This is a genomic window from Gaetbulibacter aquiaggeris (genome assembly GCF_044003965.1).
Lineage (GTDB): Bacteria > Bacteroidota > Bacteroidia > Flavobacteriales > Flavobacteriaceae > Yeosuana > Yeosuana aquiaggeris.
The window spans coordinates 549,112-563,215 of sequence record NZ_JBAWKC010000001.1 but is presented as its reverse complement, the minus strand read 5'-3'; the positions used below and the strand labels follow the sequence as shown (position 1 = coordinate 563,215).

Annotated in this window: 6 protein-coding genes; 1 reads left to right on the top strand and 5 read right to left on the bottom strand. The window is 33.9% G+C overall.

All coding sequences use genetic code 11. From position 1 onward, the window contains the following. Window positions 1-54 precede the first annotated feature (54 nt). Window positions 55-2,454, top strand: a complete 2,400-nt coding sequence (locus V8G56_RS02265) for a hypothetical protein (protein WP_395436840.1) — start codon at window positions 55-57, stop codon at window positions 2,452-2,454. A 1,410-nt stretch (window positions 2,455-3,864) separates the two neighbouring features. Here the strand turns inward: V8G56_RS02265 and V8G56_RS02260 are convergent. The 5 genes from V8G56_RS02260 to V8G56_RS02240 all read right to left on the bottom strand — a co-directional run bounded on the left by V8G56_RS02260 (window position 3,865) and on the right by V8G56_RS02240 (window position 14,006). Beyond that, a complete protein-coding gene (locus tag V8G56_RS02260; protein WP_395436839.1) occupies window positions 3,865-6,279 on the bottom strand; it encodes a TonB-dependent receptor plug domain-containing protein in 2,415 nt (804 codons plus the stop codon). A gap of 2 nt (window positions 6,280-6,281) precedes the next feature. Next, window positions 6,282-7,001 carry a DNA repair protein RecO gene (recO, locus tag V8G56_RS02255; RefSeq protein ID WP_395436838.1) on the bottom strand — a complete coding sequence of 240 codons (720 nt, stop codon included), beginning with the start codon at window positions 6,999-7,001 and terminating at the stop codon, window positions 6,282-6,284. Beyond that, entirely contained in the window at window positions 7,001-9,340 is a 2,340-nt protein-coding gene (gene porZ / locus V8G56_RS02250; protein WP_395436837.1) for a type IX secretion system anionic LPS delivery protein PorZ, read from the bottom strand. Before porZ ends, recO begins: the two co-directional genes overlap by 1 nt. A 119-nt stretch (window positions 9,341-9,459) precedes the next feature. After that, a complete protein-coding gene (gdhA, locus tag V8G56_RS02245; RefSeq protein WP_395436836.1) occupies window positions 9,460-10,797 on the bottom strand; it encodes an NADP-specific glutamate dehydrogenase in 1,338 nt (445 codons plus the stop codon). Window positions 10,798-10,973: 176 nt separating this feature from the next. After that, window positions 10,974-14,006, bottom strand: coding sequence for a PEP/pyruvate-binding domain-containing protein (locus V8G56_RS02240; protein ID WP_395436835.1), 3,033 nt, complete (start codon window positions 14,004-14,006; stop codon window positions 10,974-10,976). Between the last annotated feature and the right edge of the window lie 98 nt (window positions 14,007-14,104).

Genomic DNA, 14,104 nt, shown 5'->3' with positions numbered 1-14,104 from the left:
AACAATTGAATTATTAACTTTACATAGTTAAAACCCCAAATTTTAAATTTAACAATGATGCATGCAAAATCTACTTTTATAAAATCCCTTTCGTTTTTAATAGTCTTTTTTGGCACTATACACTTTGGGTTTGGGCAAAGCATATTTACAAACCCCATTACGGGAACAGCCATTTTGCCCATTCTTGGTACTCCTTATACAACAGGACAAACAATAGACCCAAATATTACAGTATCCGGTATTGGAATAGGACCTGGAGTAACTGGTGTCTCTACTAATAACGCATATAATGCAAGTAGTTGGGGTCTTTTAACTTCAGTTACTCTTGATAAGTATTTTGAATTTACAATTACACCAAATGCTGGTTATGAAATAGATTTTGTAAATTTTGTTTATACCGGAATTGCTTCTAATGGTAACGGTCCTGCATCGTTTCAGTTTCGAAGTAGTGTAGATGGGTTTGTTGCACCTATAGGTACTCCAACTGCTACTGGGGCCACTATTAATTTATCTGGCCTTCCCTACCAAAATATTACTACTCCAATAACTTTTAGATTTTATGGATATAATGCAAGATCAAACCCAGGGGACTATAGTATAAATAATTTTACTTTTAATGGTTCTGTTTCTGAAATACCTTGTTATTTTACCACTACTTGGATTGCTGGAGATTGGGATCGTCCTGGCGGACCAAATAACAGAGAGGCTATTATTGCTGAAGATTATGACACATCGGTAAACGGAAACATTTCAACATGTAGTTTAACTATTAATGCAGGCGTTAGCTTAACTGTTGGTAACGGATCTTTTGTTAAAGTTGAAAATGATGTCATTGTTGATGGCGAATTAATTGTTGAAACTCAGGGTAATTTTGTACAGTATGGCAATATTTTTACAGGAACGGGTACTGTAAATAAAACAACCCGTGAGTACAATGATGCTGAACTGCATTATGTGTATTGGAGTTCTCCGGTAGCAAGCGCAGAGATTGCAACGGTTTTTCCAAACTCTTACGGTAACAGACGTTTTGAATATGTTGCAGAGAATTATGTAGATAAATACAAAAAGGGGACTTTAATTGAAGAACCTGATGGTTTAGATGACGACATTAATGATTGGCAGATTATTTACAGCGGTCCAATGGATGTTGGGCGTGGTTATGTGATAGCTGCGGCTCCACCAGAAGAGCCATATACTCCTGGAAGCGCCTATACAGATACCGCTGTGTTTTCAGGCACATTCAATACCGGAGACATTACTGTAGATATTTTTAGAAATGACGAATTCGATGGTGATGCTAATTGGAATTTAATAGGAAACCCCTATCCTTCTGCCATTAATGCCGAAGCCTTTTTATTAGAAAATTTTTATGATGTTGCCTTAAACGATACAGGCACTATAGATGGTGTTATTTACCTGTGGACACATAATACGGCAGCTAATCCTTTAAATAATGGAAATTATGGTTCTAGTTATAGCAGAGATGATTATGCAAGTATAAATTTAGTTGGTTCTGTTATAGTAGTTGAACCCACGGTGTCAGAACCTAATCAAGAGCCAGAAGCATACATTCCTTCCGGACAGGGCTTTTTTGTTTCATATGCTGAAGGTATTGATGTTCCAGGGACAGATATTGGAAACAATATAACTCAAGGCGAAGTTCGCTTTACTAATACAATGAAAATGGCTGATGAAACCAGTAACAGTCAGTTTTTTAAGAATTCAAATATCAAGGGTAAAACGGCTGCGTCCTCCAATAAACTATGGGTTAATTTAACCTCTGATAATGGCGTATTTAACCAGATTTTAGTTGGCTATTTAAATATAGCTACTAATAATTATGATGGTGTCGCCTTTGATGCCCCTAAATATCTGTCTTCAGATGCTCCGGCTATTTTATATACAAACATCCCTGATTCTGACACCAAGTTTGTTATTCAAGGAAAAGCGGAAAGCAGTCTTAATGAAAACGAAGTCATTCCTCTTGGCTTTGATACCAAAATAGACGTTGCTACTTTATACAAACTCTCTGTTCCGTATGTACAAGGTGATTTTCTAAAAAATAATAAGGTGTATTTAAAAGATAATTTATTAAATACAATACACGATTTATCAGAGTCTGATTATACCTTTATTTCAGAAGTCGGGGAGTTTACAAACCGTTTTGAAATTGTGTTTAATGCACAGGCCTTATCTGCAGATACTTTTGATTTAGACGCTAATACCGTTCAAATTATACAGCTAGATGATACGCGTGTCACCTTTAAAGCATCCGGTAACCTCAACATTAAAACCGTTACCATTTATGATCTATTGGGCAGACAACTCTATCAGCTGGAAGGCAGTCATAATAAGGAAACCTATAACCTGTCTAACTTAAAGCATTCGGTGTTTATTGCTAAAGTGGCCTTATCTAACGGGGCATTAGTTACTAAAAAGGCTATTAAGAAATAATAGGTCATTGCGAGTATTACCGAGAAACAAAATATATTTTGTTTAGAAGGTAGCAGCGAAGCTGTGAAGCAATCTGCCCATCGCTTACCTGAAAACATTTTGAGTTCCTATTAGTAAGATTACTTCAGTGCTTTTACACCGCGCCGTCTGGCCCATTCACTAAAAATGTATGCCATACATTTTCTTTACGCTCTGTCCCGTAATGACGAATAAAACGTCATTGCGAGCGAAGCGAAGCAATCTTATGACACGAACTCCTAGCAAAAAGATTACTTCTTTGTTTTTACACCGCGCCAGCTGGCCCATTCACTAAAAATGTATGCTATACATTTTCTTTACGCTCTGTCCCGTAATGAAGGTTATTTTAAGATTGATGCTCTTTTACCAAACTATCCCTACCTCAAATTCAAAATCAAAAGTCAAGACATCCATACACCCGATTTTTTGGCATTTTTAGGCCATTCAACAAAAATATAGACCATTAAACAAATTTTTTATAAGGAAATAAGATATCAACGTATATTTGTTAAGTAGTTGATTGCCAGTATGTTGAAATGTAAAAAACTTCGATAAACTGTAACACACTGCAAAAAACATGGATAAGTGGACAAACCATGTAAAAAAAGCCGATAAAATTTTACTAATTTAAATTATAACCCCATGCAAGAATTCAAAACAAAGTTCAAATTATTTATGAAAGAGTTAAAAGAGCACGCTGTTGCAGCATCTTATGCGATTCATAGATAAAAAAATTAAAGCGATTTAATTTAAAAGAAAAACTCCCCTCAGTTTTAAAGTCTACTAACCAAAATAATAATACCATGAAAAAAATTACACTATTGAAAAAAATTATACTAAAAATCAAATTTTTTATCAGAGATATAAAAGAGCACGCTATTGCTGCGTCTTATGCGATTCATAGATAAAAAAATCCTTTAATAATTTTACAAGCCGAAGTCTAATTTTAGAGTTCGGCTTTTTTTATACCTATAAACTATACTTTAAAGCCAGAATAAAATTTCTTCAGGTCGCAGCACACCCGATTTTTTGGCATTTCTATACCATTCAACAAAAATATAAACCCTTAAACAAATATTTTATAAGGAAATCAGACATCAACGTATATTTGTTAAGTAGTTGATTGACAGTATGTTGAAATGTATAAAACATCGATAAACTGTCAAGCACTGCAAAAAACATAGATAAACAGATAAACTAAATAAAATTATCGATAAAACTTTACTAATTTAAATTAAAACCCCATGAAAGAATTCAAAACAAAGTTCAGAATATTTATGAAAGAGTTAAAAGATCATGCTATTGCTGCGTCTTATGCGATTCATAGATAAAAAAATACACTAGTAGATTTATAGGCCGAATTCAAATTCTAGAGTTCGGCTTTTTTTATGCTTATAAACTATATTTTAAAGCCAGAATAAAATTTCTTCCGGCCGCAGCAATACCAGATGAATAGGTTTTATAACGTTGGTCTGTTATATTCTCTAAACTTGCGGTGATGGTGGTACTATCATTTAAGTGGTACTGCGTTCTCATATTTAACGTAACCCATGATGGTGCATACGGATTTCCATTCACATCAGTAGCGTAGAGATAATCCTTTTCAACTTCAGAAGGCGCTAATTGATTATAAGAGAGTTCATTATTATAATTAGCGAACAGGTCAATTTTAAAAGCCTTGGCATTCCAAACCACATGCGTATTTCCAAAATTTGGAGCAGCATGTCGTAAGGGGGTTTCAGCACCACTATCATCTTCTTCAGTACCACCAATAATACTATATTGTGAGGTCAATTTTACTTGTTTGCTAAAGTTGAGTTCCATACCGGCTTCAAAGCCATAAACCCAGGCTTTAGCTGCATTTTGTATCGCCTGAACATTACTGAGTTCACCATCATAAACAATGTCAGTAGCCCCATTTAAACTATAATCTCTTCGCACCAAAGCATTGTCTAAATAGGTATAATATGTACTAAAATCAAAAACTAATAGGTTGCTAAAATTAAGCCTTAAGCCTAAATCACCACCATAGGCATATTCTGGTTTTAAGAACTCATTAGGAACCACTACAGAACCTGGTTCTGAATCAAACACTTTTCCAACATCATCAATATTGGGGGCTCTAAAAGCCGATGCGGCATTAAGCTTCCATTGCAAAATGGCATTTGGGGACCAGCTGATTCCGGCGGTTCCCGTAAATGCCCCCGCTCTATTCTTTGAAGATTCAAAAGGCAGGTTCAAAAACACATTGTTCTCTTTGTAATTGGCCTTTGAAACAATATGATTGAAACGTAAGCCTGATTGAAAAACAAATTTGGCACTGGGTTTATATTTTATACTGGAATATATGGCAGCCGATTGCCAATCAGAACCATTAGGATATCTTGATACGGTTGGCATTAAAGTATTAGTACTAATATTTTCAAACTCTCCTTGAGACATTACCTTATTATATACATATTCCAAACCATAGAAAAATTGGGTTTTAGGACTCCATTTTTTTTCTAAGTCTAAATTAAATGAATAGGCATCAACCGCATCTTCCCTGATATTTCTAATATCTGATTGAAAATCTCTATCTACCCGGCTTTCCTGAAAGTTTTGATACGCCATAGTGACTTTGGCCTTATCATATAAATTAGAGAGACTGCTGTATTTAGTAATCTGTGCGTTGGCCATAAACCATTGTTGCGGTCCGTAATACCATTCTGCCGAGCGTAAATTTGCGCCTTCATATCGAATTAAACGGTCATAACGCGGCACATCAGAGGTAGTGGTATAATAGAGCCCCAGATCAATACTCAAGCTGTTGTAAGGCTCAAACCGTACCTTTTGCATGAGGTTATATTGATTGTATCCTGATGGTCGCTGAATCAATGGATTGTTGTTTGGAATTATGAGATCTTCTTTGTTAATTCTTGTAACAAATTCATTTCTTACATAATCTTCTGGACCATTTTTACCCATTCTTAAATCGTCAAAACTGGTAAAACTGGCATTGGTTAAAAAAGCCCACTTTTTAAATCCCAAATTAAAATCAATATGCCCCATCTTTTCATTACTGGCTGTGGCGTATCTGAGCATGCTATTAGCACTAACCTCAAGTGAATCCGTATATGATAATTTTGGTTTTTGAGTATAAAAACTCATAACCCCTCCTATAGCATCACTTCCATATATAACAGAGCCAGATCCTAAAGTAACCTCTACATTTTTTATGCTTAAAGGGTCAATGGAGATAACATTTTGTATATTTCCGCCTCTAAAAATAGCGTTATTCATTCTTACGCCATCAACCGTAATGAGTAATCTATTAGTGGAAAACCCTCTAATCATGGGGCTTCCTCCTCCAAATTGGCTTTTCTGAATATATACTTGCCCTGTAGATTCCAGCAAATCGGCACTTGTTTGCGGGTTTACAAACTGAATGCTTTTTTCATTTACATTAATTATTTTTTGAGGAATGTCTCTTTCTTGTTGTTCAAAATTTGAAGCCGAAATAACTATTTCATTTAAAGCCTGAGTAATGACCTCCAAATAAACCACATTTGCCTTTTCAATTTGAGCCTTTTCAAGCTTTTTAAGCAGATGTGTTAAATGCTGAAAATATAAAATTTCATCGGAAGAAAATATGGTTAAAGAGGCTTCGCCATTTAAATCAGAAATAACACTTTTAGATTTATCAACGTTATAAATAATAACCCCGGAAATGGGTTCTTCAGTAATGTTACTCAGCACTTTTATTTGCTGCGCTCTAATATATGAAGTGAGTAAAAAGAATAGAAAAACGCTGTAATTTAACTTCATGTTTAATTAAATACCTGATTTAGTATTTGTAACGATTTAGGTTTTTTAAAACCTCCCAAATGTAACTCATAATAAAGCAATATTAAATTTAAAAAAGACTGCCTTTGTTTTGCACTCAATTTTATGTTAGATAATGCATCAAATTTTGTGCCTAATAGCTGTTTTAGGAGGATTAAATTTTCTCCAGAAACCGCATAATCACCTACTTGTTTTGTTTCAAATTTTCCGTCCTGCAAATTAAAATAGTCATGCTCTAAATGAATTTTTTCAGGATAAAACCCAAGGTATTTAGTAAGGTTGAGTAAGAACAGTAAATGAAAATTTGAACAGTCTGAATGATTATCTAACCAAAGGAGCGTGGTTTCTAAATAGCTGAAAAGGGTGTCGTTTTGTTCTTCTTCCTTTAACGTGTGGGTGAGGACTTCTGATAAAAACATCACAATAGCACTTTTCATCATATTGGTATGTAAACTGCTATACAGATGATTTATTTTAGCTTCCTTTATAGTGTGCAACGATCTGTTTGGGTTATGCACTATCACTAACTGAAGTTGTGAAAGCAACTGAAAATAGGCTGTTTTTGTTAATCCTTTTTTGCTTTTTAAAACCCCTCTTAACAAAAAACTTAAAACACCATAATGTTGGGTATAACATTTTACAATTAAATCGTTATCACGATATCTTAATTTAGAAAGTACTAGCGCTTTGGTTGTAATAATCATTATCGCACCACCATTAGCTTAAGAACCCTTGTTTCAAAAGTGTCCAGATCTGAAAGCATTATCAGATAAACACCAGAGGCCACTATATTATTCGCAAGATTTTTTCCATTCCAATAGGCCGTGCCGCCATCTATTTCAAGATTATATCCACGATATCTTAAGTTGGTTTTTGATTGTGCTTCAGCCACCAGATTGCCTTCTATATCTGTAATCTTAATATTAACATTTTCTGAAATATCTTTGATCTTTACTTTTTCGTCTACAATATTAAAATTGGGGCGCACGGGATTTGGATAAGCAAAAGCCTTTGTTAGGTCGCCCTGAGGACTGGAAGCACCTGAAAGGAAAGATACCAATCCATTATCAGTAGCTATATAAACAACCCCTGAGTTTTCGTCAATTGAAACATCAACGACATTATCTGACGGTAAAGGTGAATTCTGCTTAGTAAAGTGGTAAATGGTTTTTTGACCATCAGAAGACAAATAAAAGAGTCCGGAGCCAATGGTTCCAATCCATTTGTTATTGGAGCCGTCAACCTCAATACTTGATATAAATTGTTGGAAAAGTAGCTCTTTAGCAATCCCATCTTCAAGAATAATTATTTCCTCTGCCCTTATATTATTATCTGTAAAAAAGCCTGAAGTATTATATAAAATCCTTAAACCCCTATAGGTGCCAATCCAAAGTTGATTTCTTTTATCAATAGCCAAAGCGGTCGCATAATCTGTAGGCATGTTTTCGGCTTCATCTTTTAAGCTTTTTATTTTTACAGCACTATTGTTTTCATTATAACCAATAAGCCCATATTTATAACTAGAGACCCATTTAGTATTATCACTACCTATAACAAGATCTCCAAAACCTAAATTAATATTATTAATTACAGAAGTGAAACTATAAGACTGCCACTGATTATTAGCAGGGTTAAATGATTTTAAGGGTTTATCAATTGCACTAGTTATAGTCCATAGCAAACCATTATTATCAAATTCTGAAGCACCAACTCGTATATCAACATAATTAGGGTCATTAGGCACAATCAAAGATTCTAAACCGCTATTTGTTTCGTTATATAATTTAGTAGGTATTTCATCATTCACCTCAAGCAATCCACTAAAAAAAGAACTAATAAACACTTGATTAGAATTCTCTGGATTAATAGAAATGGCATTTAAACTCTTTGCATCAAAAAGCTCCGCATAAGGGGTATTAATCCATTTTTCATTTTTTAAATGACTCATGCCGTAACTGTCTAATGGATAAGGATTAAAAAACAAATCATAGTCTCCAAAGGTCACCCATAAATTATTTGGGCTTGCTTGAATTGAAAAAGGTTTGTTTAATATTGGCCCGTCTGGATGAATTTCCTCAAAGCTAAGTGGCGATGTCAAAAGCGTTTTTAAAATGCCAAAATCTTTTGTGCCAATATATATATAATCAGAATTAACACTTGCTGCCGTAAAAGTTGTGATATAATCAACGCTTAATGCAACCTGAGTGGTTAAATTAAAACTTGAATCATAAACATACACATTGCTTTTGGTAGTAACAATCAGATTATCATCTACAGATTTCAAATCTAATGGAGGGTCAGGATATATAAATAATTCCGTTAAAATATCATTAGTAACTTGATAAATTCTATTATCCGTTCTTATTACATAAAGATTATCACTAACTGTTTCTACTGCTAAAAAATCACCTCCTGTTACTGCTTGCCAATTTTGAAAATCAATGAGATTTGGACTTGAAAGAAGCGCCTTTTTTAATCCGTTCCCATTTTGACAGGCAGCATAAATATAATCACCAAAAACGGCCGTTTGATTTACAATTGTTTGATCTCCTGAATTTCCAATAAAATAAGTGTCTCCAAACTCAAGTCGTTCAAGATTAAAAACTGAAATGCCATAATTTGTAGCTATATACACCAGATTCCCATAAGCATTAAAATGATTAATTCTTTTGCTGTTGGGAGGTATTGTGGTTTTGTCAATTATATCAACAATTGTGAGGACACTATCCTCATTATCAAAAGCGATTTCAATTAATCCGTTTTCATATCCAATTATTAATAACTGATATATTTCACTATAATAAATGGTTGATATTTGTTCTCCTGAAAGCCCATTTATAGTGGTAATCTCCTTTATTTCTTGCGACTGAATATCATAACTAAAAACCGCATTTTCAGAGGCCGCATAAATCTTATTATTACCCTTTACAACATCTTTAATATTGTAAAATGAAAAATAGCCTTTCCATAATGCTGAATAATCTTGTGCAAATTGAAAAAAAGGCGAAAGAAAAATGATTAATACAATTATTCTCTTAAACATAGTCTGTATTATAACTTTCAAATATATTTATATCTAACGAGTTTTACTCCAAAATGATATAAATAAAACAAAAAAGCTTCCTTAAAATAAGGAAGCTTTTTTTATTATAAAAGAATGCGTTATACGATTCCTTGGTCTAACATCGTGTCTGCTACTTTAATAAAACCTGCAACATTAGCCCCTTTTACATAGTTTATATATCCGTCATCTTGGAGACCATATTTAATACAGGCAGAGTGTATTGATGACATCATTTGATGCAGTTTAGCATCAACTTCTTCAGCAGTCCAATTTAATTTCATTGCATTTTGTGACATCTCCAATCCAGAAACACCTACACCACCGGCATTAACTGCTTTTCCTGGCCCAAAAGGAATTTTTGCTTTATGCAAGGCTTCAACAGCTTCCGGAGTACAGCCCATATTAGAAACTTCTGCTACATATTGAACACCATTAGCTATTAATTTCACAGCATCTTCTCCATTTAATTCATTTTGAGTAGCACTTGGCATGGCAATATCGCATTTTACTTCCCAAGGTTTTTTACCTGCAATAAACTGAGCTTCAGGAAACTCGTCGGCATAAGGGGAAACAATATCATTATTAGAAGCTCTGAGGGCTAACATATATTCAATTTTATCGGCATCCAATCCTCTTTCATCATAAATATAACCATCAGGACCAGAAATGGTAACTACTTTACCCCCCAGTTCAGTTACTTTCAGAGCAACACCCCAAGCAACGTTTCCAAAGCCTGAAACACACACTATTTTATCTTTAAAAGAATCATTATTGGTGGCTAACATTTCATTTGTAAAATAGGTAGCCCCAAAACCAGTAGCTTCTGGTCTTACTAAACTACCTCCCCAATTAAGCCCTTTACCGGTTAAAACTCCAGTATTTTCAAATTGAAGTTTTTTATACATCCCATACAAATACCCTATTTCTCTACCACCAGTACCTATATCTCCAGCGGGCACGTCGGTATTTGGTCCGATCATACGCCATAATTCTAACATAAAAGCCTGGCAGAAACGCATAATTTCAGCATCTGATTTCCCTTTAGGATTAAAATCCGAACCTCCTTTGGCTCCTCCTAAAGGCAAGGTTGTTAAGGCATTTTTAAAAGTTTGCTCAAAACCTAAAAATTTAAGAATACTTAAATTTACACTAGGATGTAATCGAATCCCTCCTTTGTAAGGCCCAATGGCGTTGTTAAACTGTATTCTGTAACCTAGGTTTACATGAACTTGACCTTCGTCATCTAACCAAGTAACCCTAAAAGTTAAAACACGATCTGGTTCAACCAAGCGTTCAATGATCTTAGCGGCTTCATATTGCGGGTTTTCATTATAAATACTTTCAATAGATTCCAATACTTCATGAACCGCTTGCAGGTATTCCTTTTCACCCGGGTGTTTAGTTTCAAGGTTTGTTAAAATGTTTTTTACATTCATAATATTTAAATATAAAAGTGTTTAAAAATATTCTGCAAAAATACTGCTATTTAATTCAATATTTTTTGATTTTACAGGCATTTTTTTGTCAATTTAACAACATAAAAATTATTTTAAAATAACGTCTGGTATAATTAAAAAAAGGCCTCACCACATTTGCCATATAATTTTTGAAATTACATAAACCCTTCGGGAGGCAAATCATTCATTGAATTCTCTAATGATTCTAGATTGTTGTTAATTTTAAATCCTGCTTTATAGATGGCCGCCCTATTGCTTTTCCCTTCAATGATAATGGTTAATGGTTCTTTAAAACAAATTTGTCTTAGATACTCATCTTCATAACAAGCCTCCTGTTTGTTTAAATAATCCAAATCAAAAAAACCGTCATCCATAAATGGATTAATAGTGAAATAGCCTACTTTAAAAGAGGTTAGATTTTGGAAGAAATGAGTGCCCTGACTAGGATCTATTCTAAAATCATTAAGGCCTGCTTCTACAATTATTTTCGCAGAAGATATTTGAGGCCAAATAACGGGTATACCTAACCAAGGATCACTTGAACCCCATCGCCCTGGACCAACTAAAATGTATTGCTCATCTTGCTCTGAAAACTTCTTATTTATTTTCTCCACAGCGGTGGCAATTTTTCTGGTGTTAGCCGGATTGAATGTTTCTGGTTTTACATAAACAAAATTCCTGATATGATCGTAAGTACCATTTCCTAAAGCCGATTTTGAGTAAATAATGGTATCTGCCATATTGAAATTTTCTGGTAATTCATTTTTTGAATCAATCCCTTCAACAATAGGTCTGATTTGCAAAAAACTAAATATTCTAGGTTGCCCTTTGGGGACATCTAAGTTTATGGCAAATTCTATTTCAATAGGATTTCGCATTTCGCGTTGTCCGATGCGCAGTAAATCCTGTAAAATTTCGGGCAGTGGAAATGTGTTATATTTTAATACATTATCAAAAGTCACTACCCGTATGCCATCATGTAAAACACCAGGCCTGATAATATTATTTTGTAAATCGTAGGTAGAAGCTACAAATTTTAAAGATGGATGGTTTTTTGCAGCTCTCAAGGTAATCTTCTTTTTATTGATTGCCTCACTGGTTGAAACTTTATAGCTTTTAGGATCCAGATCTAAACCATAAAAATACTGTTGTGTATCGCGTTGAGTTGAGTCTGGTGATGATAATTGCAAGACTTTTTTTGGATGATATGGAGAAAACCGTAAACTACGCCCACCGCCAACTATAATTTCTCCTAAACCTAAAGCAATATTAGCTATCCCCTCATGTGGTTTTTCATTTCCAATAGGATAAAAATTAATAGAACGCGCAACACCCGATATATTTGGATAATAGACATCATCATATTGTTTCCCTGTTAGTTCTTGAAGAATAACCGCCATTTTATCTTCTTCAATTGTATGTGCTGTTGCCTTTAAATAAACTTTACTACCTTGAAAAAAAGCAGATGCCATCACCGATTTTATGGCATTAGACACCATTTCTAACATATCCTCATTGTTAGTATTTGGAATCATATAGGTTGCAAACACCCCTGCAAAAGGCTGAAAATGTGAATCTTCCAAAACGCTTGAGGAACGCACGGCAATAGGTCTTTTCACAACATTTAAAAATGCCTGAACATCATCTAACGCCCATTGAGGTAAAGGTTTTGAAATAAATTTATTTAAAATTTCATCATCATCATCTGATTTGGCCACAAACCTGATTAAATCATGTTGCTCCATAAATTCATCAAAAACCTCGGTACTAATAACAACCGTTCGAGGTATAGAAATATTAACATTGTCATATTTTCTAAAAAGTTTATGACGTTTTAAAAATGAATCTATAAATGCCAGTCCGCGTCCTTTTCCACCAAGTGAGCCTTCACCTATTCTTGCAAACCCTAAATATTCATCATACCTTTCTTTATCGAATTTTACAATAACCCCTCGCGAACGGTAAATTCTGTATACGCTTATAGCATCTATCAAGAATCGCCTAATTTGCTCAACATCTTCAAAGTCTTCATACTCAACGTTACTAAATAGGTTGGCTAATGGAAATAAGGCCCTGGATTTTAACCACTTAGAATATTCGCTTCGTTTAGAGTGGTAGGCAATAGATTCTCTAGACACCGTTTTTAATGCTTTCTGGAATTCACTCAAATTTTTAACAACCGCCAAAACTTTCATTTGTTCAGGATCCCAGAATTCAAAATCGCCAAAAGAAAAATATTTGTTAATATAATTTTTTAAATCTGTGGTTAATGTTTCGGAGTGCTTATATAAAAATTTTCCTTTTAATTTTATAGCTATTTTCTCGTTATTGATGTCAGAAGATTGAATTAAAAAAGGGAAATAGCGTTGTGAGCTTCTTACATATTTTAATAATTCAAAACCAGCATTCGGGTCTCGTTTGCCATCTTTGAAGTAATTAACATCTGAAATGACACCTAAGAGATTGCTTTTGTATTTTTCAAAAAGAGACAATCCTTCTTCGTAAGTGGTTGCCAATAAAATTTTTGGACGCCCTCTCATTACCATCATACTTCTATGTTCATTTAGGCCTTCAGACATAAAAGCATGTGTTTGTTTTAAAAGAATTTTATAGATAATGGGTAAATACCTTGAGTAGAATTTTAAAGAATCTTCCACCATCAAAATGGCCTTTACACCTATTTGATTGATGTCTCTGTTGGCATTCATTCGGTCTTCAGTCAATTTAATAATTGCCAAGAAAATGTCGACATTCCCATTCCAATGAAAAACAAAATCGATAATCCCTTTATTCCCTTTTTGTAGTTTACTCCTCAATTCTGAAGAATAAAAACTCAATGCTGCTATTGGAACATCTGGATAAGCCTCCTTGATCTCTTTGGAAGTTTCAAAAGCATTAAAATTTCCAACATCTAACCACGTTATGACCAAATCAACTTTGACTTCAGACATTAATTTTATTGCTCTTTTTGCAGAGTTGGCATGTACAAAATTAGGTGGATACCTTAAATTTAAATCTGTGTATTCATTAAAAATGCGCTCATCTATTCTACCGTCTTCTTCTAACATATAATAATCATAGTTAGAACAAACTATAAGAATTTTATTGATTCTGTTTTGCATTAATTCATTAAATGCAACTTCTTCAAATTCGTAGTTTCTTAAATCTGGTAAGGGATTTCTAATCATTTCTTTATAACCAATATTTCTATTGCAAGATATAAATTTTACCGCTTTATAATACAAAAACACCTAAAGCAAAAAGGGTTGCTATGAAGCAACCCTTT